Source organism: Pseudomonas sp. GL-RE-26, assembly GCF_019956275.1.
GTDB lineage: Bacteria > Pseudomonadota > Gammaproteobacteria > Pseudomonadales > Pseudomonadaceae > Aquipseudomonas > Aquipseudomonas grandcourensis.
Map to the genome: position 1 here is coordinate 22,662 of NZ_JAHBDI010000001.1, position 24,701 is coordinate 47,362.

At 60.2% G+C, this 24,701-nt stretch carries 25 protein-coding genes; 10 read left to right on the plus strand and 15 right to left on the minus strand.

Features of this window, described 5'->3' with window-relative positions:
- Window positions 1-10 precede the first annotated feature (10 nt).
- Together KGB07_RS00115 and KGB07_RS00120 are read left to right on the plus strand one after the other, a co-directional pair.
- Window positions 11-1,138, plus strand: a complete 1,128-nt coding sequence (locus KGB07_RS00115) for an acyl-CoA dehydrogenase (protein ID WP_056724585.1) — start codon at window positions 11-13, stop codon at window positions 1,136-1,138.
- Window positions 1,139-1,168: 30 nt separating this feature from the next.
- Window positions 1,169-1,942: an enoyl-CoA hydratase gene (locus KGB07_RS00120; protein ID WP_057714717.1), complete on the plus strand. Its 774-nt coding sequence runs from the start codon at window positions 1,169-1,171 to the stop codon at window positions 1,940-1,942.
- A 124-nt stretch (window positions 1,943-2,066) separates the two neighbouring features.
- Here the strand turns inward: KGB07_RS00120 and KGB07_RS00125 are convergent, their stop codons facing one another.
- From KGB07_RS00125 to KGB07_RS00135, 3 genes are all read right to left on the minus strand, one after another.
- A complete protein-coding gene (locus KGB07_RS00125) occupies window positions 2,067-3,218 on the minus strand; it encodes an acyl-CoA dehydrogenase family protein (protein ID WP_046042094.1) in 1,152 nt (383 codons plus the stop codon).
- 3 nt (window positions 3,219-3,221) lie between these two features.
- Window positions 3,222-4,328: an enoyl-CoA hydratase/isomerase family protein gene (locus KGB07_RS00130; RefSeq protein WP_223464070.1), complete on the minus strand. Its 1,107-nt coding sequence runs from the start codon at window positions 4,326-4,328 to the stop codon at window positions 3,222-3,224.
- Window positions 4,329-4,492: 164 nt separating this feature from the next.
- The gene (locus tag KGB07_RS00135; RefSeq protein ID WP_223464071.1) at window positions 4,493-5,386 is read right to left on the minus strand and encodes a LysR family transcriptional regulator; all 894 of its coding nucleotides are present in this window, start codon (window positions 5,384-5,386) and stop codon (window positions 4,493-4,495) included.
- A gap of 101 nt (window positions 5,387-5,487) precedes the next feature.
- Between KGB07_RS00135 and KGB07_RS00140 the strand changes: the two genes are divergently transcribed.
- Together KGB07_RS00140 and speB are read left to right on the plus strand one after the other, a co-directional pair.
- Window positions 5,488-6,579, plus strand: a complete 1,092-nt coding sequence (locus tag KGB07_RS00140) for a polyamine ABC transporter substrate-binding protein (RefSeq protein WP_046042090.1) — start codon at window positions 5,488-5,490, stop codon at window positions 6,577-6,579.
- A gap of 20 nt (window positions 6,580-6,599) precedes the next feature.
- The gene (gene speB / locus KGB07_RS00145; protein WP_223464072.1) at window positions 6,600-7,559 is read left to right on the plus strand and encodes an agmatinase; all 960 of its coding nucleotides are present in this window, start codon (window positions 6,600-6,602) and stop codon (window positions 7,557-7,559) included.
- A 114-nt stretch (window positions 7,560-7,673) separates the two neighbouring features.
- On the opposite strand, the gene KGB07_RS00150 is transcribed toward speB, so the two are convergent.
- Window positions 7,674-8,726: an aldo/keto reductase gene (locus KGB07_RS00150; RefSeq protein ID WP_223464073.1), complete on the minus strand. Its 1,053-nt coding sequence runs from the start codon at window positions 8,724-8,726 to the stop codon at window positions 7,674-7,676.
- Window positions 8,727-8,883: 157 nt separating this feature from the next.
- On the opposite strand from KGB07_RS00150, the gene zapE reads away from it, so the two are divergent.
- The 3 genes from zapE (at window position 8,884) to KGB07_RS00165 (ending at window position 11,218) form a co-directional block, all read left to right on the plus strand.
- Window positions 8,884-10,002, plus strand: coding sequence for a cell division protein ZapE (zapE, locus tag KGB07_RS00155; protein WP_046042087.1), 1,119 nt, complete (start codon window positions 8,884-8,886; stop codon window positions 10,000-10,002).
- 26 nt (window positions 10,003-10,028) lie between these two features.
- Window positions 10,029-10,610: a DinB family protein gene (locus KGB07_RS00160; RefSeq protein ID WP_223464074.1), complete on the plus strand. Its 582-nt coding sequence runs from the start codon at window positions 10,029-10,031 to the stop codon at window positions 10,608-10,610.
- Window positions 10,611-10,726: 116 nt separating this feature from the next.
- On the plus strand, window positions 10,727-11,218 hold the full coding sequence (locus tag KGB07_RS00165; protein ID WP_046042085.1) for a GNAT family N-acetyltransferase: 492 nt from the start codon (window positions 10,727-10,729) through the stop codon (window positions 11,216-11,218).
- Between the two features lie 81 nt (window positions 11,219-11,299).
- On the opposite strand, the gene KGB07_RS00170 is transcribed toward KGB07_RS00165, so the two are convergent.
- Together KGB07_RS00170 and KGB07_RS00175 are read right to left on the minus strand one after the other, a co-directional pair.
- Window positions 11,300-11,509, minus strand: coding sequence for a hypothetical protein (locus KGB07_RS00170; RefSeq protein WP_046042084.1), 210 nt, complete (start codon window positions 11,507-11,509; stop codon window positions 11,300-11,302).
- 206 nt (window positions 11,510-11,715) lie between these two features.
- Window positions 11,716-11,898: a DUF6026 family protein gene (locus KGB07_RS00175; RefSeq protein WP_046042083.1), complete on the minus strand. Its 183-nt coding sequence runs from the start codon at window positions 11,896-11,898 to the stop codon at window positions 11,716-11,718.
- Window positions 11,899-12,170: 272 nt separating this feature from the next.
- Between KGB07_RS00175 and gnd the strand changes: the two genes are divergently transcribed.
- Together gnd and zwf are read left to right on the plus strand one after the other, a co-directional pair.
- Complete coding sequence (gene gnd / locus KGB07_RS00180) at window positions 12,171-13,151, plus strand: phosphogluconate dehydrogenase (NAD(+)-dependent, decarboxylating) (protein WP_046042082.1); 981 nt, start codon at window positions 12,171-12,173, stop codon at window positions 13,149-13,151.
- Window positions 13,148-14,671 carry a glucose-6-phosphate dehydrogenase gene (zwf, locus tag KGB07_RS00185; protein ID WP_046042081.1) on the plus strand — a complete coding sequence of 508 codons (1,524 nt, stop codon included), beginning with the start codon at window positions 13,148-13,150 and terminating at the stop codon, window positions 14,669-14,671. Before gnd ends, zwf begins: the two co-directional genes overlap by 4 nt.
- 48 nt (window positions 14,672-14,719) lie before the next feature.
- Here the strand turns inward: zwf and nhaB are convergent, their stop codons facing one another.
- From nhaB to KGB07_RS00200, 3 genes are all read right to left on the minus strand, one after another.
- Complete coding sequence (gene nhaB, locus KGB07_RS00190) at window positions 14,720-16,222, minus strand: sodium/proton antiporter NhaB (RefSeq protein WP_046042080.1); 1,503 nt, start codon at window positions 16,220-16,222, stop codon at window positions 14,720-14,722.
- Between the two features lie 78 nt (window positions 16,223-16,300).
- The gene (locus KGB07_RS00195; RefSeq protein ID WP_046042079.1) at window positions 16,301-17,590 is read right to left on the minus strand and encodes a hypothetical protein; all 1,290 of its coding nucleotides are present in this window, start codon (window positions 17,588-17,590) and stop codon (window positions 16,301-16,303) included.
- 285 nt (window positions 17,591-17,875) lie between these two features.
- Complete coding sequence (locus tag KGB07_RS00200; protein ID WP_007970062.1) at window positions 17,876-18,142, minus strand: hypothetical protein; 267 nt, start codon at window positions 18,140-18,142, stop codon at window positions 17,876-17,878.
- Window positions 18,143-18,484: 342 nt separating this feature from the next.
- Here KGB07_RS00200 and KGB07_RS00205 point away from each other — a divergent pair, with 342 nt between their 5' ends.
- Complete coding sequence (locus KGB07_RS00205; RefSeq protein ID WP_223464075.1) at window positions 18,485-19,810, plus strand: sigma-54 dependent transcriptional regulator; 1,326 nt, start codon at window positions 18,485-18,487, stop codon at window positions 19,808-19,810.
- A 54-nt stretch (window positions 19,811-19,864) separates the two neighbouring features.
- Here KGB07_RS00205 and KGB07_RS00210 read toward each other — a convergent pair whose 3' ends face one another.
- The 6 genes from KGB07_RS00210 to KGB07_RS00235 form a co-directional block, all read right to left on the minus strand.
- Window positions 19,865-21,166 (minus strand): hypothetical protein, encoded by a 1,302-nt coding sequence (locus KGB07_RS00210; RefSeq protein WP_223464077.1) that lies wholly within the window; start codon window positions 21,164-21,166, stop codon window positions 19,865-19,867.
- Between the two features lie 46 nt (window positions 21,167-21,212).
- The gene (locus KGB07_RS00215; protein WP_223464079.1) at window positions 21,213-21,956 is read right to left on the minus strand and encodes a hypothetical protein; all 744 of its coding nucleotides are present in this window, start codon (window positions 21,954-21,956) and stop codon (window positions 21,213-21,215) included.
- A 44-nt stretch (window positions 21,957-22,000) separates the two neighbouring features.
- On the minus strand, window positions 22,001-22,681 hold the full coding sequence (locus KGB07_RS00220; RefSeq protein WP_046042075.1) for a C39 family peptidase: 681 nt from the start codon (window positions 22,679-22,681) through the stop codon (window positions 22,001-22,003).
- A 61-nt stretch (window positions 22,682-22,742) separates the two neighbouring features.
- A complete protein-coding gene (locus KGB07_RS00225) occupies window positions 22,743-23,606 on the minus strand; it encodes a heme utilization protein (protein ID WP_223464081.1) in 864 nt (287 codons plus the stop codon).
- Window positions 23,607-23,670: 64 nt separating this feature from the next.
- A complete protein-coding gene (locus KGB07_RS00230; protein ID WP_223464083.1) occupies window positions 23,671-24,249 on the minus strand; it encodes an adhesin in 579 nt (192 codons plus the stop codon).
- 1 nt (window position 24,250) lies between these two features.
- The gene (locus KGB07_RS00235; RefSeq protein WP_263290370.1) at window positions 24,251-24,652 is read right to left on the minus strand and encodes a hypothetical protein; all 402 of its coding nucleotides are present in this window, start codon (window positions 24,650-24,652) and stop codon (window positions 24,251-24,253) included.
- Between the last annotated feature and the right edge of the window lie 49 nt (window positions 24,653-24,701).

Here is a 24,701-nt window from a genome sequence, read left to right on the forward strand (position 1 = left end):
AGGATTCACCATGATCCCCAATGACGACCAACAACAAATCCGCGACATGGCCCGGGACTTTGCCCAGGAACGGCTGAAGCCGTTCGCTGCCGAGTGGGACCGTGAGCATCGCTTTCCCAAGGAAGCTATCGGCGAGATGGCCGGGCTGGGCTTCTTCGGCATGCTGGTGCCGGAGCAGTGGGGCGGATGCGACACCGGTTACCTGGCCTACGCCATGGCGCTGGAAGAAATCGCCGCCGGCGATGGCGCCTGCTCGACCATCATGAGCGTGCACAACTCCGTGGGCTGTGTGCCGATCCTCAACTACGGCACCGATGAGCAGAAAGAGCGCTTCCTCAAACCGCTGGCCAGCGGTGCGATGCTCGGCGCTTTCGCTTTGACCGAGCCCCAAGCCGGTTCCGACGCCAGCGGCTTGAAAACCCGTGCCCGCCTGGAAGGCGATCACTACGTACTCAACGGCTGCAAGCAATTCATCACCTCCGGGCAGAATGCCGGGGTGGTGATCGTGTTTGCGGTGACCGATCCGAGCGCTGGCAAACGCGGCATCAGTGCCTTTATCGTGCCGACCGATTCGCCGGGCTACACCGTTGCACGGGTCGAGGACAAGCTCGGTCAGCATGCGTCCGACACCTGCCAGATTCTCTTCGAAGACGTGAAGGTGCCGGTGGCCAACCGTCTGGGCGAGGAGGGCGAAGGCTACAGGATTGCCCTGGCCAACCTTGAAGGCGGTCGCGTCGGCATCGCTTCGCAATCGGTGGGCATGGCCCGCGCCGCGTTCGAAGCGGCGCGAGACTACGCCCGTGAGCGCCAGAGTTTCGGCAAGCCGATCATCGAGCACCAGGCCGTGGCCTTCCGCCTGGCGGATATGGCCACCCAGATCGCCGTGGCGCGGCAAATGGTGCACTACGCCGCCGCCCTGCGTGACAGTGGCAAACCGGCCCTGGTCGAAGCGTCGATGGCCAAACTGTTCGCCTCGGAAATGGCCGAGAAGGTATGCTCCTCGGCGCTGCAAACCCTTGGCGGCTACGGTTACCTCAACGACTTCCCGCTGGAACGGATCTACCGCGACGTGCGGGTCTGCCAGATTTACGAAGGCACCAGCGATATTCAGCGCATGGTCATTTCGCGCAACTTATAAGAAGGAGTCCCCCCTGTGAGCGACAAAGAGCTGAGCTACGAAACGATTTTGCTGGAAACCCACGGCCGCGTTGGCCTGATCACCCTCAACCGTCCACAAGCGCTGAATGCGTTGAACGCGCAGATCGTCAGCGAACTGAACCAGGCCCTCGATGGCTTCGAGGCTGACTCGAACATCGGCTGCATCGTCCTGACCGGTTCGAAAAAAGCCTTCGCCGCCGGTGCCGACATCAAGGAAATGGCCGAGCTGACCTATCCGCAGATCTACATCGACGACCTGTTCAGCGACAGCGACCGCGTGGCCAACCGCCGCAAGCCGATCATCGCGGCGGTCAACGGTTTCGCCCTGGGTGGCGGTTGTGAGCTGGCGTTGATGTGCGACTTCATCCTGGCCGGCGACAACGCCAGGTTCGGCCAGCCGGAAATCAACCTCGGCGTGCTGCCGGGCATGGGCGGTACCCAGCGTCTGACCCGCGCCGTGGGCAAGGCCAAGGCCATGGAAATGTGCCTGAGCGGCCGCTTGATCGATGCCGTGGAAGCGGAGCGTTGCGGCATCGTGGCGCGTATCGTGCCAAGTGATGAGCTGCTGGATGAAGCGCTGAAAGTCGCGGCGCTGATCGCCAAGAAGTCGTTGCCGATTGCGATGATGGTCAAGGAAAGCGTCAACCGTGCCTTTGAAGTGAGCCTGGCCGAAGGCGTGCGCTTTGAGCGCCGAGTGTTCCATGCGGCGTTTGCGACGCAGGATCAGAAGGAAGGGATGGCGGCGTTTATTGCCAAGCGTGAGGCTGAATTCCAAGGTAAGTAATGCGGCGTTCCTGCTGACGCTATCGCGAGCAAGCTCGCTCCCACAGTGTTCTCGGTCGTTCACACATATTGTGTACACCCTCGGAACCTGTGGGAGCGAGCTTGCTCGCGATGCTTTTAGGCCTTCACACCAAGTAGTTCTTCAGTTCGCGGGCAATCACCATCCGCTGAATCTCGCTCGACCCTTCGTAGATCTGCGTGATCCGCGCATCCCGGTAGTACTTCTCCACCGGATAGTCTTCCAGGTAGCCATAGCCGCCATGAATCTGAATGGCGGACGAGCAGACCTTTTCCGCCATTTCCGACGCAAACAGCTTGGCTTGTGACGCCTCCGACAGGCAGGGTTTGCCGGCCGTGCGCAGGCGTGCGGCGTGCAGGATCATCAACCGAGCGGCGTTCAATTGCATGTGCATGTCGGCCAGCAAATTGGCGATGCTCTGGTGCTCATTGATCGTTTTGCCGAACTGCACACGATCACGGGAATACGCCAGGGCCGCTTCAAACGCCGCGCGGGCGATGCCCAGCGCCTGGGCGGCGATGCCGATGCGGCCGCCTTCGAGGTTGGACAAGGCGATGGCCAGGCCTTTGCCGCGTTCGCCCAGCAGATTGGCTTCGGGGATGGTGCAGTCGTTCAGGGTCACCGCGCAGGTGTCGGAAGCACGGATGCCCATCTTGTGTTCGGTGCGGTCGACGATAAAACCTGCGGTATCGGTCGGTACCAGGAACGCCGAGATGCCACGTTTGCCCAAGTCCGGATCGGTCACGGCAAACACAATTGCCAGCTTGGCGCGCTTGCCGTTGCTGACGAATTGTTTGGCGCCGTTGATCACCCACTGGCCGTCGCGCAGTTCGGCACGAGTGCGCAGATTGTGCGCCTCGGAACCGGCCTGGGGTTCGGTCAGGCAGAAGCAGCCGATGACCTGGCCGCTGGCAAGGTCCGCCAGCCAGGTCTGTTTCTGTTCTTCGCTGCCGTAGTTGAGCACCGGTCCGCAGCCCACGGAGTTGTGGATGCTCATGAAGGCGCCGGTAGCACCGTCGCCGGCGGAAATCTCTTCTACCGCCAGGGCGTAGGCCACGTAGTCGACATAGGTGCCGCCCCATTCCTCGGGGACCACCATGCCCAGCAGGCCCAGTTCGCCCATCTTCTTCACCAGACCGTCGTCGATCCAGCCGGCCTTTTCCCAGGCCTGGGCATGGGGCGCGATTTCGCCGCGGGCAAAATCCCGGGCCATGTCGCGGATCATGACTTGTTCTTCGCTCAATTCAATATCGTGCATGGCTCAGCTCTCGCTCTGGTCAAACTCGCTGAAGAAGCTCGCCACGTGTTCGGCGTCCAGCGCCTGGAGGGTGGGCGGGTTCCAGCGTGGTGTCTTGTCTTTGTCGATCAGCAAGGCGCGCACGCCTTCGATCAGGTCGCCGCGCTCGAACCACTGGCGGTCCAGGTGCAGCTCAAGGGCGAAACATTGTTCCAACGGCAGCTCGCGTCCGCGACGGAGCATTTCCAGGGTCACGGCCATGGCCAGCGGCGAGCGGGTTTCCAGCAGGTCGGCGGTGGTGACGGCCCACTCATGGCTGTCCGCGACCGTTACCTGACGCAGTTGCTCCACAATACTCGGCACGTCGGCTTGGGCGAAGAAGTGGTCGATGGCCGGGCGCAAAGTCGCCAGTGGCGCGTCGGGCAGTTGTTGCACGGCGAATTTCGCCAGCAGGCCTTGCAGATCCTTGAGTGGCGTATCGTGCCATTCGAGCTGGTCAAGTTTCTCGTCTAGCGTGCCCAGTTTGTCGCTTTCCAGGTACCAGTCGGCCAGGCCGCAATACAGCGCATCGGCGGCGCGAATCTGCACACCGCTGACGCCGAGGTAGATCCCCAGCTCACCGGGGATGCGCGGCAGGAAGTAACTGCCGCCGACGTCGGGGAAATAGCCGATGCCGACTTCCGGCATGGCCAGGCGGCTTTTCTCGGTGACCACGCGCAAGTCTGCGCCTTGCACCAGGCCCATGCCGCCGCCGAGGACAAAACCGTCCATCAGGGCCAGCACCGGTTTGCGGTAGTGGTGGATCGCGAGGTCGAGGGCGTATTCCTCGACGAAGAAATCTTCGTGCAGGGTGTCGCCGTTTTTGAAGCTGTCATGCAGCGAGCGAATGTCGCCGCCAGCGCAGAAGGCTTTTTCCCCGGCACCGCGCAAGACCACGGCATGGACTTGCGGATCCTGTGCCCAGGCGTCGAGCTGGCGGTGCAGGTTTCGCACCATGTCCAGGGTGAGGGCATTGAGGCCGGCGGGGCGGTTGAGGGTCAGGTGACCAATGTGGTTGCGAACCTCGGCCAGCACTTCGTTCTGCATGGCATCCATGGACTGAGTCCCGGGAGAAAAAACCTGAGCAGTCATCACTAACTCCCTGCTTTTATTGTTCTTTATCGAGATGCTCGCGCGCGAGCGATGGCGGATCGTATCAGTGCAAATTTGCCTTGTGCAACCCGGATAACTGCAGGTTATCTGTGCATTTTTGCATGTCGGTGTCCGATACTGTTACAGCGTAGACCAAGGCGAATTCAGGCAAACGCCGCGAGCAGATCCTCTTCGAACGCCTTCTGCGCCTCGCCGGCCACCTGTGCCCGATGCCGGGCCAGATGAAACGCGACATCGAAACTCATGTCGCCTCGGCGCACGGCCCTGAGCAAACCCTTGTCTTCCCAGCCGCGAGCGAAGTGGCTGGGCAAGTAACCGACATGCTTGCCGGAAAGGATGAAGGCGAGGGTGCCTTCCACTTGTTCGGAGCGCGCCGAACACAACTTGCCCTGGAAGGGTTCGTCACTGCGCAGGAAACGGTAGGGGTGATCGACCCGGTCGCAGGCCTGCAGATCCTGATCGTTGGGGGCCGGGTTGGTGAACAGCGGATGGCCGGGGGCGCAATACAGATGCTGGGTCTCAATGAACAGTTGGCGGTAGTCAAACGCACTTTGCACTTGCGAGAAGTAGCCGATGGCCAGGTCCAGGCGCTGTTGCAGCAGTAAGCGCTCCATTTCGCCGGGCATGGCGCTGATCAGTTCGATGCGCACGGATTCGTCCCGTTCACGGAAGCACCGGATCGCCTCGGCCACCCGTTGCAGCACCGATTGATCCAGGGCTTCGGACAGGCCCAGGCGCACTTCGCCGATCAAGCGCCCGGCCACGCCGTTGGATTGATGCCGGAAGGCTTCGATGGACTGGAACAATCCACGGGTGGCGCTGAGCAGTTGTTCGCCCTTTGGCGTGACGCTAAACCCGCCCTTGCCGCGACTGCATAGTCGATAGCCCAGGCGGGTTTCCAGTTTGGCCATTTGCTGGCTGATGCTCGACTGGCTCAACCCCAACTCGCCCTGGGCGGCGCTGAAACCGCCGCACTCCACCACGCTGACAAACAGCCGCAACAATTGCAGATCCAGATCGTGGAGTTGGCCGAGCATCAAACATTACTCCGTAATAAAGTCAGGTTAATTAACTTGATATTTTACCAATGTATCCGACGACGCATCCTGCAACCACTTCCTCTGGTCAGGTGTTCGTCATGGCTCCCAAGTTCAAGCTGTGTTTACCCGCGCTGTTCCTTGCCATGGCCGCCTCGGCCCAGGCCGAAGACAAGGTGGTCAATCTGTACAGTTGGGCCGATTACGTCGCCCCCGAAACCCTGCAACGGTTCGAGCAGGAGACGGGTATCCATGTGCGCTATGACACCTTCGACTCTTCGGAAGTACTGGAGACCAAGTTGCTCACCGGCGGCAGCGGTTATGACGTGGTGGTGCCGTCCTCCAGCGTGCTGGCCCGGGGGCTTGCGGCCGGGGCGTTGAAACCGATTCCCCACGAAGGGCTCAAGGGTTACGCCAACCTCGATCCGGACTTGCTGGAAAAACTCGCCGCCGTCGACCCGGGCAACCGCTATGGCGTGCCTTACACCTGGGGCACCCTGGGTCTGGGCATGAACGTCGAGGCGGTCAAACAGCGCTTGCCGGATGCGCCGCTCAACAGCCTGGACCTACTGTTCAAACCCGAGTACGCGAACAAGTTGAAAGACTGCGGCATCGCCATTCTCGACTCGCCTCAGGAGGTGATCGGACTGGCGCTGCATTATTTGGGTAAAGATCCCTACAGCACGGACAAGAACGATCTGTCAGCCGCCGAGGCGTTGCTGCATCAGCTACAGCCGAACGTGCTGTACGTCGCCACCGGGCGGCAGATCAGCGACCTGGCCAATGGCAGCGTGTGCCTGGCGCTGACCTACAACGGCGACGCGAGCATGGCCGCCGACCAGGCACGCAAGGCCAATAAACCCTATGAAATCGCCTACCGGATTCCCAGGGAGGGCACCATCGTGTGGCAGGACAACCTGGCGATCCCCAAGGACGCGCCGCACCCCGAAGCCGCCCGTGCCTTTATCGAATTCATGTTGCGCCCCGAGTCCGTGGCCGCACTGACCAACACTTTGTTCTTCGCCACGGCGAATCAGGCCGCCACGCCGCTGGTGGATGAAGCGGTGCGCACCGATCCGGACATCTACCCGATGGCCGATGTGCGGGAGCGGTTGTACGCCGACCGCAGCATGAGCCTCAAGGACATGCGCCAGCGCACCCGCTTGTGGACCACTTTCCGTAGCCGCCAATAAGAAAAGAGAAGGAGCCTTCAATGGACGTCCCGATGCAGAACGATCAAGCCATCACCCGTGACAGCCTATACGGCACGGCCGCTGAAAGTACCTACGCCGGTATCACCAGTTTCATGCGTCGCCGCTACAGTCGTGACCTGCGTGGCGTTGATGTGGCCGTCAGTGGCGTGCCGTTCGACACGGCCACCAGCAACCGCCCCGGCGCACGCTTCGGACCACGGGGCATTCGCGCCGCCTCTGCCGGGATCGCCTGGGAACGGCACTGGCCGTGGACGTTTGATCCGTTCGATCACCTGGCGGTCATCGATTACGGCGATTGCGATTTCGATTACGGCTCGCCGCAGTCGACGCCCGAAATGATTGAGGCCCACGCTGAGCGCATCCTCAATGCCGGCACGGCGATGCTGACCTTTGGCGGCGACCATTTCATCACCTATCCGCTGCTCAAGGCCCATGCCCGCAAGCACGGAGCGCTGTCGCTGATCCACTTCGACGCCCACAGCGACACCTGGCCGGACGAAGAGGGCAAGCGCATCGACCACGGCACCATGTTCTGGCACGCGGCCAGGGAAGGGCTGGTGGACCCGTCGCGCTCGGTACAAATCGGTTTGCGCACCACCAACGACGATCATCAAGGCTTTCAAGTGTTGGACGCGCGGCAGGTGCATCGCCGTGGCTGCGAAGCGATTGTCGAGGCGATTCGCGCGCGGGTCGGCGACAACCCGGTTTACCTGACCTTCGACATCGACTGCCTCGATCCGGCGTTCGCCCCAGGCACCGGAACACCCGTGTGCGGCGGCTTGAGCACGGTGCAGGCGCTGGAGATTCTCGGCGGTCTGCGCGGGATCAACCTGGTGGGCATGGACGTGGTGGAAGTGGCTCCGGCCTATGACAGCGCGGAGATCACGTCACTGGCGGCGGCGACGCTGGCGATGGAGATGCTTTGTCTGTATGCGGCCAGGCATAAGGTTGATCGGTAATACGCCTAACCCTGTAGGAGCGAGCCTGCTCGCGATAGCGGTCGTTCAGCCAACATAGATGTTGAATGTTCCGCCCTCATCGCGAGCAGGCTCGCTCCTACAGTTTTGGCGGTGTCAGGCCACTGGAACGATTGGCAAGTCGAGGATCTGCCCCCCGCTGAACCGCGCGAACGAACCGGAAATGGATTCGTGCGGCACGCCCTTGGCCACGTCACTGACGCCGTCCAGTCGTGCCAGTTGCTCGGTGCTCAACTGCACATTCAGCGCGCCCAACGTGGCGTCCAGTTGCTCCCGGGTCCGGGAGCCGAGGATCGGGATCAGTGCCGTGGTCGAGCGGTTGGCCTTTTCCCGCAGCCAGGCAATGGCCACGTGGGTCGGGCTGGCGTCCAGTTCTGCGGCGACATCGATCAAGGTGTCGAGCAGGGCGGTTTCGCGGGCGCTTTTTTCGGCGTGAATCAGCACGCCGAGCTTGTTCGCGCGATTGTCGCCCTCACTGTTGCGATACTTGCCAGTCAGGAAGCCGCCACCCAGCGGCGACCACAAGGTCGCGGCCAGGCCCAGGGCTTCGGCCATCGGCAGTTGTTCACGCTCGGCGGTGCGCTCGGCGAGGCTGTACTCGACCTGGATCGCGGCAATCGGCGCAAAACCGCGCACCTCGGCCAGCAGGTCGGCACGGGCGATGCGCCACGCGGGAAAGTTCGACAGCCCGGCGTAATGAATCTTTCCGGCACTGACCAGGTCGTCGAACCCGCGCAGGATCTCTTCCATGGGCGTGACGCCATCACTCATGTGGGCCCAGAACAGGTCGATATGCTCGGTCTTCAGGCGTTTCAGGCTTTCTTCCACGGCGCGCACCATGTTCTTGCGGCTGTTGCCAGTGTGGGAAATGCCGGCCGCCGGTGTAGTCCCGAGGGTGTATTTGGTGGCGATGACCAGGCGATCCCGTTCTGCGGCGATGAATTCGCTGAGCATGGCCTCGGACTGCCCGCCCTGATAGCCATTGGCGGTATCGATGAAGTTGCCGCCGGCTTCCAGGTAGCCATCAAAAATGCGCCTGGCTTCGTCGCGCTCGGCGCCATGACCCCAACCGGTACCAAAGTTGCCGGCGCCCAACGCCAGTTCGGAAACACGCAAGCCGGTTTTACGACCGAAAACTCTGTAATGCATGGGATGACTCCAGAGGGATGGCGACAGAGGCTATAGATTTGTATCAACATCTATTAAATATGATGCTGGAATCTAAATCGTCAAGGCGCTTTTCCTTTCTGCATAAAATCGCCGATCACTGGTCGCGTTATTCATGCGCAATGGCATACTGCCGCCCATGACTATCGATTCCCCCTTAAGCGCCTGGCAGCATGCCATTGAACAAAAGGGCTTCGTCCAGGACGAGGCCCAGGAACATGCCGTGTGGGCCCTGCAAAAATGCCACGAGGCGCTGCACGAAGGCCGCGCGCACATTTCCGGCGTGTACCTGTGGGGGCCGGTGGGGCGGGGCAAGACCTGGTTGATGGATCAGTTCTACCAAAGCCTGCGAGTACCGGCGCGGCGTCAGCACTTTCACCACTTCATGGGCTGGGTGCACCAGCGCTCGTTTCAACTGACCGGCACTGCCGATCCGCTCAAGGCGTTGGCCCGTGAACTGGCCGAAGAAGTGCGGGTGCTGTGTTTCGACGAGTTGTTCGTCAATGACATCGGCGACGCGATCATTCTCGGGCGCCTGTTCCAGGTGATGTTCGAACAGGGTGTGGTGGTGGTCTGCACGTCCAATCTGCCGCCGGACCAGTTGTACGCCGACGGCTTCAATCGCGACCGTTTCATGCCCGCCATCGCGGCGATCAAGCAACACATGCAGGTGATTGCAGTGGATGGCGGGGAAGACCACCGCCTGCATCCGGGGGCCGGTTCGCAACGTTACTGGGTGGCCGAATCCGGCAGGCCCGGCGCGCTGGGTGAAGTGTTCCAGATGTTGAGCGCAGGCCAGTCAGTCTCTCGCGAGCCGATAGAGGTCGGTTACCGCACCCTCGAGGTGGTCAAGGCCAGCCCGACGGTGCTCTGGACCCGTTACGCCGCGCTGTGCGAGCAACCCTTCGCGGCCATGGATTTCATCGCCCTGTGCGATACCTACGGCGCTATTCTGTTGAGTGACGTGCCCAACCTCAGCGCACAGAAACGCGCCGGACGCATTGCCCGCGGTACCGAGGACGGTGTCGAGCGGGTGGACGCGGGAGATCGCGAGTTGCCGCAGTTGTCAGTGCATGACGACGGTGTGCGACGGTTCATTGCCCTGGTGGACGAGTGCTACGACCGCAAGGTGCCGCTGTACCTTGAAGCGCAAGTACCGATGGCATCGCTTTACACTGAGGGTTATCTGGAATTCCCGTTCCGCCGTACCCTCAGTCGATTGCAGGAAATGCAACTGCAGCGGTTTGCCGAAGTTTGATCCGGATTTGATCGGGAGCAGCGAAGATGAATCAGCCCCTGTCGCACCATTTGCTGACCATGGCCTATCAGAACGCCTGGTCCAATCACCGACTGGCCAAGGCCTGGCGTCAGTTGAGCCTGCAGGAACTGAGCGCACCCAGGGTCAGTTTCTTCCCGACGATCCGCGCCACCCTCAACCACATCCTCACCTGTGACTGGTTTTATGTGGACGCCCTGGAGCGCGAACTGCGCGGCGATGATCCGCATCCCGATTGCCGGGTGTTTTTCAAGGAAGACGAACCCTGTCTCATGGCGCCGGACCTGGTTGGCGAACAGGCCCACGTCGACCGCCGGCTGATCGCCTACTGCGAGCAGATGCGCGATGCCGACCTCGGCAAAATCGTGACCATCGCCCGGGACACTCCGCAATACGACAGTCGCTTGCGCCTGCTGTCCCATTTGTTTGAACACCAGATCCATCACCGCGGCCAGGTTCACGCCATGCTCAGCGGCACCTCGGTCCAGCCACCGCAACTCGACGAGTTTTTCTGCGCCGGTGAGTCGCACTTGCGGGCCGAGGATTTTGTCGAACTGGGGTGGACAGAGGCGTTGATCTGGGGCGCTTGAGTGCCAAAGATTTCCTCGGTTGCGATTGTCGGTACCACGGTGCTCGCGCTATGGTCTGCCGGCACTTCAGCGTGAATACATGCTGGGGGCTACTTTATGTGTGATCGAGGATGGAAATGGACTCCGCAGAAATTCTTGTGCTTCAGGCCAGTTACACCAATCCGGTGCATGCCGAAGCTATTTGCCTGGTGTTGAACCACTACGCCGAGGACCCGATGGGCGGCGGCCAGCCGTTGCCGGCCGATGTACTGGAACAACTCCCGGCCGAGCTTGCCCGGCGCCCCCACGCTTTCAGTGTGCTGGCCTTTGTCGGTGGCGAACCGGCCGGGCTGGTCAATTGCTTCGAGGGATTCTCGACCTTTGCCTGCCGGCCGCTGGTCAATGTGCACGATGTGGCGGTGGTGAAAAAATTTCGCGGCCTGGGCTTGAGCCAGAGGATGTTGCAAAAGGTCGAGGACATCGCCCGTCAGCGTGGCTGCTGCAAGCTGACCCTGGAAGTGCTGGAGGGCAATGCCGTGGCCCAGGGTTCCTATGAAAAAGCCGGTTTCGCCCCCGGCATGTTCGACCCGGCCCATGGGCGGATGCTGTTCTGGACCAAGAGCCTCTGATTCAACTGGCAAAAAAAGGGCGTCCGTCAGGACGCCCGACAGTCTTCTGTGGCCATGGCGCCGCAGTCAGAAGCCCATGGATCATTTCGGTCTGTAGGTTTCAGTCATTTGTGCGGTTTGATCGTCCGGAACCCGCAGCTCAGTGCTCTGGACAGGGTGGCCGAGGGCTTCTTGCTGGGCCAGTCGCAGGCTTTCGTAGTAATAGCGCATGCGTTCGGCTCCACCTTCGGCAAAAGCACTGGTTGAGCCCAAGGCCATCAGGCCGGCGAGAATCATTGCGGTGCGTTTCATGGTTTGCCTCCCACTACAGATGTCGGATGCCTTTCGTCCATGAATCAATGAAGCAGTGTCGAAATGGCATTATCCGCCGAATCCGTTAAATGGGAATTAACTTCACCAACGGCCTTCGTGGCTATCGCGGGACGGGAAGCCTGCTCGGAGAAGGTCGCGAGCCGGTGCGGAAGCAGTGCAGACTGCTCCCGCTTGAAAGGAGGGGGTCAGGCGAGTGGGGCGCGTTGCGTCACAGCCAGGGGCTGCGTCTGGCCGGTTTGCAGCAACAGCCGCAAATGCGCCAGTTCCTGCTTCAACTGATCGCGTTCGTCTTTCAACTGGCGCAATTCATCGCGACGGATTGTGACGTAAAGGGTTTGTGCTGGCAGTGCGGTATGTACTGTGCCCATTGCTCACCTCGCAAATGGCGTGTCTCAACTGTAGGTACGCCTCGAAATCCGGGGCTGACCTACTATCGGCGCCAATTTTGATTTCTTTTGCCCCCAAAGGGAACTTTTTTATTTTTCATGGTCGTTGTGTCTTCGGTTTGATTCCCGACGTTAACCATCAGGATCGGGCACAATGCCCGGAAACTTCACGCCAACGCTCTGGACTAACCTCATGAGTCGCGTTGGGCTATAACCTTTGACACACTTTTATTTGTAGTAGGGAGCATCAGCACATGCAACTCGGGATTATTGGACTGGGCCGCATGGGCGGCAATATTGCGCGGCGCCTGATGCTCAACGGGCACACCACCGTTGTTTATGACCGCAATACCGCCTTTGTCGAAGCCCTGGCCACAGAGGGCTCCACCGGCGTCACCGACCTGCCAGCACTGGTCGCTGGCCTGGCCAAACCGCGTGCGGTCTGGGTCATGCTGCCGGCCGGCGCGCCGACCGAAGAAACTATCGACACCCTGAGCACCTTGCTCGAAGCCGGCGACACCATCATCGACGGCGGCAACACCTTCTATAAGGACGATATCCGCCGGGCGAAGACCCTGTCGGAAAAAGGCCTGCACTACATCGACGTCGGTACGTCCGGCGGCGTCTGGGGCCTGGAACGCGGTTACTGCATGATGATCGGCGGTGATGCCGAGACCGTTAAACGCCTCGACCCGCTGTTCGCAACCCTGGCCCCGGGCATGGGCGACATCCCGCGCACCAAGGACCGCAAGTCCGACGACGATCGTGCCGAGCGTGGTTACATTCACGCCGGTCCCGCTGGTGCCGGGCACTTCGTGAAGATGATCCACAACGGCATCGAATACGGGATGATGCAGGCGTTTGCAGAAGGCTTCGACATCCTCAAGACCAAAAACAGCGAGAGCCTGCCGCAAGACCAGCGTTTTGACCTGAACGTCGCCGATATCGCCGAAGTGTGGCGCCGTGGCAGCGTGGTGTCCTCGTGGTTGCTGGACCTGACTGCCGACGCCCTGGCCGGCGATCCGAAACTCGACGGTTTCTCCGGGTCCGTGGCCGATAGCGGTGAAGGTCAATGGACCATCGAAGCTGCCATGGAGCAAGCGGTGCCGGTGCCGGTGCTGTCGAACTCGCTGTTCTCCCGCTACCGTTCCCGTGGGCAAGGCACCTTTGGCGACAAGATTCTCTCGGCCCAGCGCTTCGGCTTCGGCGGCCATGTGGAGACCTCGAAAAAATGACCCACGCGATCCGCAGGAAATCCAAGGCTGAACCCGCGCCGCCGACCACGCTGTTCCTGTTCGGCGCCCACGGCGATCTGGTCAAGCGCCTGCTGATGCCGGCGCTGTACAACCTCAGCCGTGACGGTTTACTCGGGAATGGACTGCGGATCATCGGCGTTGACCACAACGCCATCAGCGATGAAGGCTTCGCGAAAAAACTCGAGGACTTCATTCGCAACGAGGTGGCCACCAGGACCGGCAAGGGCGATCAAGCCCTTGACCCGGCACTGTGGGCCAAGCTCGCCAAAGGCATAAGCTACGTCCAGGGCGACTTCCTGGACGACAGCACTTATCAAGCGCTGGCGGCGAAAATCGCCGACAGCGGTACCGGCAATGCGGTGTTCTACCTGGCCACCGCGCCGCGTTTCTTCAGTGAAGTGGTGCGCCGCCTCGGTTCGGCCGGCTTGCTGGAAGAAACCCCCGAGGCCTTCAGAAGGGTAGTGATCGAAAAACCCTTCGGCTCCGACCTGCATACGGCCGAAGCCTTGAACGCTTGCCTGCTCAAGGTGATGACGGAAAAGCAGATCTACCGCATCGACCATTACCTGGGCAAGGAGACCGTGCAGAACATCCTGGTCAGCCGGTTCTCAAACAGTCTGTTCGAAGCGTTCTGGAACAATCACTACATCGACCACGTGCAGATCACCGCCGCCGAAACCGTCGGCGTGGAAACCCGTGGCAGTTTCTATGAGCACACCGGCGCGCTGCGGGACATGGTGCCCAATCACCTGTTCCAGCTGCTGGCGATGGTGGCGATGGAGCCGCCCGCGGCGTTTGGCGCCGATGCGGTGCGCGGCGAGAAAGCCAAGGTCGTTGGCGCGATCAGGCCCTGGACGGTGGAGGAGGCCCGCGCCAACTCGGTGCGCGGCCAATACGCCGCCGGTGAGATCGACGGCAAGGCACTGCCGGGCTATCGCCAGGAAAACAACGTCGCCCCCGACAGCAATACTGAAACCTATGTGGCCCTCAAGGTCATGATCGATAACTGGCGCTGGGTCGGCGTGCCGTTCTACCTGCGGACCGGCAAGCGCATGAGTGTGCGTGACACCGAGATCGTGATCTGCTTCAAGCCGGCGCCCTATGCGCAGTTCCGCGATACCGAGGTCGATGAGCTGCAGCCGACCTATCTGCGCATTCAGATCCAGCCGAACGAAGGCATGTGGTTCGACCTGCTGGCCAAGCGTCCCGGTCAGGCCTTGAAAATGGATAACATCGAGCTGGGGTTCGCCTACAAGGACTTCTTCGAGATGCAGCCGTCCACCGGCTACGAAACCCTGATCTACGATTGCCTGACGGGTGACCAGACGCTGTTCCAGCGCGCCGACAACATCGAGAACGGCTGGCGCGCCGTGCAGCCGTTCCTGGATGCCTGGCAGCAGGACTCAAGCGTGCAGAGCTATGCCGCCGGGGAAAACGGCCCCAAGGCCGGCGAAGAGCTGCTCACCCGTGACGGCCGCGTCTGGCACCGCCTCGGATAACACGTATCTCCTGTGGGAGCGAGCTCGCTCCCACAGGAGGCGGCAGTGTCAGAGCCAGTAACTCACCGCATACCACCCGAGCAAGCCCATCACCACGGTGTACGGCAATGCCATCCAGACCATCCGCCCGTAAGACAGGCGCACCAGCGGTGCGATCGCCGAGGTCAGCAGGAACAGGAATGCCGCCTGACCGTTGGGCGTCGCCACGCTCGGCAGGTTGGTGCCGGTATTGATCGCGATGGCCAGGGTTTCGAAGTGCTCACGGGTCATCTCGCCCGCCATGAAAGCGCGCTTCACTTCGGTGATGTAAATGGTCGCCACGAACACATTGTCGCTGATGGCGGACAGCAGGCCGTTGGCAATGAACAGCATGCCCGGTTGTTGGTCTGCCGGAAGCGTCAGCACCCAGTGGATCAACGGGGCGAACAGTTGCTGATCGTGAATTACCGCGACCACGGCGAAAAACACCACCAGCAATGAGGTGAACGGCATGGCGTCCTTGAACGCGGTGCCCAGGCGGTGTTCGTCGGTGATACCGGTGAAGGCGGTGATCAGCACGATCACCATCAAGCCGATCAAGCCCACTTCGGCGATGTGGAACGCCAGCCCGGCAATCAGAATCAATGCCGCAAAGCCTTGCACCAGAAGCGCTGCGCGTTGGCGCGTGGTGCGCTCGGCATTGTCTTCGGCGGCGTAGTTGGCCAGCACCGCACGGACGTTATCCGGCAGCAGCGTGCCGTATCCGAACCAGCGCAGTTTTTCCAGCAGGACGCAGGTTACCAGCCCGGCAACCAGTACCGGCAGGGATACCGGCGCAACCCGGGTAAAGAACTCGGAGAAGTGCCAGCCCATTTCATGGCCGATCAGCAGGTTCTGCGGTTCGCCGACCAGCGTACAGACACCGCCCAGCGCGGTGCCCACGGCGCCGTGCATCAGCAGGCTGCGCAGGAAGGCGCGGAACTGTTCCAGATCACCCTGATGCAGGGTGGGCAGATGTTGGTCGTCGCTGAACTCGCTGTCCTGGCGCGGATCGTTGCCCGAGGCAACGCGGTGATACACCGAGTAAAAGCCTACGGCGGCACTGATGATCACGGCGGTCACGGTCAGGGCGTCGAGGAACGCCGACAGAAAGGCCGAAAGAAAGCAGAACATCAGGGCCAGCAGGGCCTTGGAGCGGACCCCGAGCAACAAGCGCGAGAACAGGTACAGCAACAGGTCCTTCATGAAATAGATACCGGCCACCATGAACATCAGCAGCAGGATCACCGGGAAGTTGTGCAGCAACTCGTCGTACAGCGCCTGGGGCGTGGTCATCTTCAGCAGCAGGGCTTCAATCAACAGCAGGCCGCCGGGCATCAGCGGATAGCATTTGAGCGCCATGGCCAGGGTGAAGATGAACTCCAGCACCAGTAGCCAGCCGGCAGCCACCGGGCCTGCGGTCCAGAGCACCAGGGCATTGAGGATGAGAAAGCCGACGATGCAGGCCTTGTACCAACGGGGCGAGTGCCCGAGAAAGTTGTGCGCGAACGCCTGGGCCATTGAACCGGACATCGGCTGCTCCTTGTCTTGAGAAGCGCGCAACTTGCCGCAAGCGCACCAGAAGATCAAGCGCAGGAAAAATGCCGGTGTTTATCCCTGGAAGCGAGCGACGACCGCCTTGTAGTTTCCGTGCAGCGAATAGCCTCCAACGACGATGTTTCCATCGGCTTGCGCGGCGACACAGGTGGCGGTATCCAGGCTGGGGCCGAGACGGGTACGTGTATAGCCGCTGCCTTTGCCAAAATGGCGATCGGGAAGGCCGTTGGGCAGGCATCGCCCGAGAATGAAGTCTGCTTCGACGCCGCCGATGGTGGCGCCCGCCGTCAGCACACTGCCATCGGGCTGTAGCTGCGCGGCGGTCCACTGGCATCCGCTGTAACCGATATCCCGCCGTTGCGGGTGTCCTCCGTTGCAATGAGTGTCGGGTCGGCCGTTGCTGTGCATTTTGTATGTCAGGCAGTGCATTGGCTCGCAACTGCTGCCATAACACAGGATGTCGCCTTCGTTTTGCTGAACCACCCGGTTGACCCGAGCGCCATGTCCTTGCGCCTTGAAGGTCATGAATCCGTCCACGGCAAAACGGTCGTCGAGGCGACCGTCCGGGTGATAGCGTGCCAGCAAGCCTTCTTCAGGGAAGTTGATCGATCCACCGACCAGGATTCGACCATCGCGTTGTACCGTCAGGCTGCTGAGCCAGGTATTCATCAGCAGGTGCCGGACCATCACGAAGCCGCGGCCGTTGAACGAGTAGTCCAGCGAGCCTTCGACATCCAGTCGTATCAACATGCCGACGTGATCGGCCAGTTCGAAGTGATGGTTGGCCAGGATCAGGATCCGGCCGTCTTGCTGTACGGCCACATCGCAGGCTTCTGCGCCCGGCACACCGGGAGGGAGCCATTTATCACGCATGCCCAGGGACAGACCGCCAGGCAATCGCACGACACGGCGGCCATTATCGCCAAAACCTTGCACCAGGCGGCCATCCTGATCCAGCAATGCCAGGGACGGGAGCGTGCGGTGCGCGTTTTCATATTGCAGGCCGGCCAGCAGGATATTGCCGTCGGGCAAGACCAGGACCTTGGTGGCCATGGCTTCGAACCCCGGTTCGAATTGCCCGATGACACTGCCTTGTTTGCCGAACGTCAGGTCTGCGCAACCATCGGCGAGTAAACGGGCCAGGCCAAAGCGGCTGCCATCGGCCATGCCGACTTTTGCGGCTACCAGCAAGCGACCTTGGGCATCGATCGCAACGTCATTGGCCAGGCTGAAAAGACTGTCGGCGAAATAGACCTGGGTTTTGCCGTTGGCGGCAAACGTCGTATCGAGGGCCCCTACGTTGTTCCGGGTGGCGGAGTAGGCAAAAGCGGACTGGCTTGACATGCACCGCATCTCCTTGCGAGTCGTCCTGATCCAGAAGTTTGGAGGGCGACTGTATTAGGAGAATATTCAATCCCTGAACGGGGAGATGCACAACTGCAAGAACTAACAGACGGAGAGTCGCTGTGTGCCACAACAGTGTCTTTTCGAACCAATGGCGAGCCTGCAAAGTATCAGGTGCATGCAAAGTTCGAATTAAGAGTGTCAAGTAGTGCGCGCGGCCAGAAAAACCTGCGAACTAAACACAGGAAAAGGGCGCGGATTACCCCGGAGTAATCCGCAAAACGATTAGTGCGGCATTGACCACGACTGCAGTGTGTAACCTTCCTCGCTCAATTCGGCGCGAGCCTGTTCCAGCAGCAGTTCGAGTTGCGCGGGATCGGAATAGGCGCTGCTTGGGATCTGCTTACGGCCAATGCTGGTGCTGGTGCGGTCGATTACGGTCAGGCTGAGTTCGCCATTACCGTCTTGTGGAGCCCAGGCCACACATTTGAATGGTTTAAATGCGCGGTCGGCAATCAGAAGTGCTTCGTTGATACGGAGCGGGGCGTTCATAGGGTCTTCTCTCTGTGTGCCCAATCAAGTGATAGGCCGACGGTTGGGCTTACCGTTCAGCTGGTTACTTGTACTGATGCCCGCAACCGGGGTTCGGGTCACACACAATCAAAAGAAATTTCCACTTTATTTCACAGGCTCAAGAATGAGCCTGACGTTGAAAGCTGAATGAAAGGAAAGAGTCGTTAGGTGACTAACATAGTCGCAACTTATAACTGGTTTTATGGCAGTCCTATAGTCAAACAGTACAAGGCCCTGTCAAATTCTTGCTAATGTTACAGTTAGGTCTGCCAAATGACTGTTTTTAATAAAATTTCGTAAATTTGGCGCCAAGGAACAGTCATGAGCGATGCGCCTGCCTTACGACGTTTGTTAGTGGTGGACCCGTGTGACGATTGCTATCGCCTGCTCCCTGGATTGCGCTCGATCGGTTGGGACGTTGACAGCTGCACGCTGGAAAACGCCGTTGACCGAACCTGTGATGTGGGCTTGCTGCGCTTGCAGCCCTCTCACCTTGCGCACCCGGAGGCTGTCAAGGAATTGATCAGCCGCAGCGGCACCGAGTGGATAGCCGTACTCAACCAGGAAGTACTGCGATTGCAAAATGTCGGCGACTTTGTCTGTGAATGGTTTTTTGACTTTCATACCTTGCCGTTCGATGTGTCCCGGGTTCAGGTCACGCTGGGCCGGGCGTTTGGCATGGCACGCTTGCGCGGGCAGGGTACGGTCCATGTTGACCAGCCCGAGCACGAATTGCTGGGCGACAGCAAACCTGTCCGTGAACTGCGAAAACTGTTGAGCAAACTGGCTCCAACCGAATCTCCCGTGTTGATTCGCGGTGAAAGCGGCACTGGCAAGGAACTGGTCGCACGAACCCTGCATCGTCTGTCCCAGCGTCACAGCAAACCCTTTATCGCAATCAATTGTGGGGCGATCCCCGAACACTTGATCCAGTCCGAGCTGTTTGGCCATGAGAAAGGCGCATTTACCGGCGCGCACCAACGCAAGATCGGGCGGATAGAAGCCGCCAACGGTGGCACTCTGTTTCTCGACGAGATTGGTGACTTGCCACTGGAGTTGCAGGCCAACCTGTTGCGGTTCCTCCAGGAAAAACACATCGAACGGGTCGGCAGCAGTCAGCCGATTGCGGTGGATGTGCGGGTTCTGGCGGCGACGAACGTCGACCTTGAAGCCGCCATCGAGAAAAAACGCTTTCGCGAAGACTTGTATTACCGCTTGAACGTACTGCAGGTGGCGACCGTTCCGTTGCGCGAGCGTCATGGCGACCTGGCGGTGCTGGCCAACCACTTCTCCCATTTCTACAGCCATGAAACCGGGCGCCGCCCACGCAGTTTCAGCGACGACGCGTTGATTGCCATGGGCAAACACGACTGGCCAGGCAATGTTCGCGAGCTGGCCAACCGCGTTCGTCGCGGGCTGGTGTTGGCCGAAGGCCGGCAGATCGAGGCCCGTGATCTGGGGTTGATCAGTCAGCATACAATCGCCGCGCCGATGGGCACCCTCGAAGAATACAAGTCCCGGGCCGAACGCCAGGCGTTGTGCGATGTATTGAGTCGCCACAGCGATAACCTGAGTGTCGCCGCCAAAGTATTGGGTGTGTCGCGACCGACCTTCTACCGGTTGTTGCACAAGCACCAGATCCGCTGAACTCCAGTGGGAAACCAAAAAACCGTTGCAATTGCAGCGGTTTTTTTGTTCGGGTCAGAAGTAGTAAGGGAGTTTCAGGCTGAACTGGAAGTCCGGGGCATCGTCCGTCATGCCGATGGACAGGTTGGGCACGATGGTCAGGTTGTCGGTGGCCGCAATGGTCATGCCGATGTTGAAGTAACCGGCGTTGGCATCGCTGGAGATCACCGATTGCCAATCCCCGCCATCTTCCTTGAGCTTGCTTTTGCGTTGCACCAGGTCAGAGACCGAGAACGACATGCTCATCTTTTCGTTCAAGGCGAACGCGATACCGGCGCCAATCTGGAAGCTGTCGCCAATGCGTACCTTGCCCGGTGTCTTGACTGCCGGGTTGGAGCTGATGTCGTCGAAAGACTCTTCCATGTTGTACGTGTAGGACAGGCTGCCGAACAGTACAGCCGGATCGTACGTCTTGACCAGCGAGACCCCCGGCGTAATCGACCAGACGCCGTTACCGGTAGGCAAGGACTCAGGCACGGCCAGGTTTGAGTTATCGGCCACCCGAACCAGCTTGATGCCGAACGGGTCTTTGCCGGTAGGCGCCTTGACGCGCAAGGTCACCACGGCATCCGGCGTGTTGGCCGACTCGTCGAGGAATTTGTAGGCGATACCGAAGTTGACGTCACCAATGGTCGGGTCTTGCTTGACGGTATCTTCGGTCGTGACGTTTGCGGTGCCGTTATTGCCGCCACCGGACTGGTAGGTGGACTGACGGTAGACCACCGGTACGTTAAGGTCGAACTGCCAGCGATTGTTGAAGTTGTAGCGGCCGGTGAGGTCAAGCGTCCAGGTGTCGGACTTGATCCGGTCCAGGTTGATGGCGCCGAGGAAGATCGAGTCCAGGGCGAGAAAACCATTGAGGACAAGTTGGCGGGTATCGTATCGGGAGTAGGTTATCCCGGTTTCGAAACTGAACTTGCCGCCGCCGAAGAACCCGCTGGCCTCGTCATACAGGTTCGAAACGCTTTGCGCCGGTTGCGAGTCATTGGCCAGCGATTGTCCATAAGAGCTGCCGCTGCCCCCGGCGGCACCCCCCGAGGCCGCCGCGGCGCCGGTGCCGACGCCTGGATTGCCCTTGAGGTCCGCTGGCGACTTGGCCAGGCGTTTGGGAGGGGGGGAAGCGGGCTGGTCCTCAACCTGGCGGACCCGTTGTTCGAGCACCGCCAGGGCTTTTTGCTGTACTTCGTAACGTTGTTTCAACTCCAGGAGCTCTTGTTTGAGAGCCTCCATTTCCGGGTCAGGTGCTGCCTGCAACATCGCAGCGGGGAGTAGAGCACTCAAGCATGCGACTGCACGCAGTGATACTGATCGGTACATGAAATAAGCCGTCCATTTGTGCCCAATGGTCCAGACTCAGCGTAGTTCAATAGCCCATGGTCCGTAATGCAGCGAGTTGGTTGAGGTCGCAGTCCAATGCACCCGCACTCGGGCCATTATTGTTGAGCACTACGTTGAGTTGAGTCATGTTGTCGACCATATTGCTGCTGCCCAGCAACCGGGTGTTTTGCAGCAACCCGCTTTGGGCGACTTGTTGCAGGCTTGTGCCCTGGTTGTTGTTGGCGGTAATGGCCATCTGAACACCGCCGCTGGTCGCGGATACGGCGACACTGCCTGCGGCATTGCTGCCGGTAATGGTTTGACCGGCTATCAGCGCCTGGCCCTGGCTTGGCACCAGCGCAGGGGCCGTGCTGGCCTCCTTGACGTTGATGGCGATGTTGTTGTTTGCGCTGTTGCCATCGCCTGCGGCCCTTGTGACCTGGGTTATGCCCCGGGAAGTGCTCAGCCCATCGCCCCCCGACACGTGACCGCTACCCGATTTGGGCGAACCGCCATGACCGGATTGCTTGATGGTTGAAACATAGAACTCGGGTTTGACCGTTGCAGCTTGAAGCTGCATCGAGCTGGAGGCTCCGATCAGATCACCACTGGCATTGCGCCAGGTGCTGCTCATGACAACACCGAAGCTGATGACCCGCCCCGGCATCACATACCGGCCACGCAACTCGGCCAGTTCCTGGTCCTTGATTTCGATGGGTCTGAACTCTTCAGCAAAACCTGAAGTGGTCGCTGCCAGACAGGCAGCGACCACCCAATACGAGGTTTTCATTTGCTGCTCCCGGAGCGTCCTGCCCCCTATCATCTTATTGGCGATTAAAAGAAGTCGCTCTGTATGAAACCAAAATCCATCAATTCAGCATCTTTGACCGGGTTGAAGTTATCCATCTTGTTCTTGGCTGTCAGCGGTTCCGGAGGACTGCGTAACGCATTGGTTTTTTCGTAACCGGGACCGACAATGGCGAAGATAATGCCATTCCAGCCTTTGACAAAGTCATCATGGGAGTAGCGTTTGTGTCCGAGTACCGGGTCGCCGATATAGACCCAGTTCTTGTCCGCCCGCTGCAACACCACGAAGTGCTTGTAGCCGCGAATTTCCATCAATACCACCACCGGAATCGTCACTGCTTCGAGTCTTTCCGGCGGGATCTTGTAGCCCCGGGCGCGCATGCCGATGCGTTCTATGTAGCGCTTCATGTCCAGCATGGAAAAACCCTGGGTACGCACAAGTTCCTGGTCTGCGGTGACCAGCATGCCTTTGATGATGTGCTCTTCATCGACGTCGAGCCAATAGGCCTGGCGCAGTATCGTTGCCAGCGCGGCGGCACCGCAGCTGAAATCGGTTTTCTGTTCGACGATGTCGCTGAACTTGCGCTCGCGTAAACTCTGTACGTGCTTGTACACCAGCACACCACCCGGCAGGGCGGCGACCGGCATCTGTGCAGCCTGGGTCAGGCCAGACAGGCAGAGCAGGGCGAAAAGGACAGTCTTACGCATGATCGATACGCCTTGGGACTGTGGAAAAAACCCGTCGCCGGAGCTTCCATTGCAATCGCGATTACTGACAAGACTTGCAGCCCGCGGCGATGGACAGCGAGTTGCTTTGCTGGTTGCCCACACCAGACGATACGTTGGCTCCGCCGTTGCCGGAGAAGTTGTTCATCGAACCCGTTATCGAAGCATTGTTGGTTACAGGGGGTTTCCAACCCTCTGGCGTTATCACTTGTTGAGTGGTTACGCCAGCCAGGCCGAATACACCCACGGCTACGGTTTGGGTGCTGTCGTCATGCCTGGCGTTGTTGGTGACGTTCAGCCCGGACGTGCTTTGGTTGGCCGCCGCCGCCGCTTGTGCTACGCGACCGCCCGAAACGGCAATCGCCAGGTTGTTTTTCTGTTGGTTGAACTCGCCGGTGGTCACGTTGATGCCGATGTTGCCGGAACCGCTGTTGCCTGAATTATTGAGCGTTGTATTGTTGGTGTTGGAGTGGTTCCTGGCGGCGTTGCCGGTGCTCTTCTGAGTCGCGCTGGAGACGGCGACCGCGGTGCCGAAGATGAAGCTTTCGTCAGCCGTGGCAAGGGCGGCGGCATTGTCTTGTTGGTTGCCGTTACCGGCTGCAACGTTGGCTCCCATGTTGCCGTTGGAGTTGTTCAGGGAGTTATCGACTTTAGCGTCGTTCCTGGTGTCCCGGTTCAATACGCTGCTGTCACTGCTTTCCTGCGAGTCCATCACGACGGCCCCGGCGCCTGCTGTAATCTGCAGAATTTGTTCCAGCGTCGGGCCTTTGGGCTGATGGTTGTTGCCCTGTCCATTGCTCTGGCCGTTGCCCTGCTCGTGATCATCCAGACCGCCTGCTTGTGCTGCGAATGCCATCACTGCTGCCAGAGCGAAAGCCAGTGGTTTGAGAGCAGTTGTCGGGTTCATGGTGTTTCTCCGTGCTCATTAGTTGGTCAAGTGTTGGTACGTCCTTGATCGCACTGTATCGGGGTCAGTCAGCGACCCGGATGCTCAGGGTGTTAGCCATTCGGTTCCCCACCCCGGCGCTCTGGTTCACCTGGATCACGCCCCGGCTGCCGGTGAAGGCCTGGTCGCTTGTCACGACCTGGCGACTGCCGTTTGGGGGGCCAGTTGCTCCCGCGTTCGGTAACAACGCCACGTTCTGTTGAGAAAGGGCACTATCGTCGATGGCTTGCGGTGCAGCGCTGATGCTGACGCGCATGGCGTTGGCCATCTGGTTGTTCGCCCCGGCGCCCTGGTTGACGCCCAGTACGCCATTGCCATTACTGAAGGCGGCGCCGCCGATGGTGGCCGTTGCATCCATCGACGGATTGGCGGGCGTGGTGATTTTCTGCTGGACGTTGGTGGTCGCACCGGCCTGGGTATCAATGGCGATCGCGCGGACGTTGGCCTGCTGCTGTTGATCGCCAGCCGCCTGGTTGACGTTGAAGTTGCCGCGGTATTGAGTACCGGAATCCCGGAGGGTGGCGGTGTTCACCGAACTGACGCCCGAATCGGCCATCACGCCGGTGCAGCCGAGCAGGGCTAGTAACAGCAGGGATCGACTCATCTCATTGGCCCCCCGCCATTTTGCCCAGTGAGCCGAGGCCGCTGCCCATGGCGCGGTTGATGGTTCCGGAAATCGCGCTGCCACTGCCACCACCGTGGCCGACGGACATGCCGGGCATCCCGTTGGGGTTGGTGACGACGTTGAGGCCTTGCAGGCCACCCAGGTTTTGCCCGTTGCTGTGGTTAAGGGCCGTTCCGGTGGTGACCCCGGCAATGTCGGCGTCGCTGAGTTCGCCGGTGACGCGGGCCGATGGGTTGGCATTGAGGGTGTTGGGGTTTGGATCTCTGCCGCCGCTGCGACCGATAGGGGTTGAGTGAATGGTGCGATCAAGCACGATGACGCCATTGCCTTCGGCTTTAGCGTCGAAACTGAAAACCGTGCCTGCAGCGCTCGCGATCAGCATCAGGCACGTCAAGGCTTGTTTATTGAGTATCCCCACGACGGTGTTACCT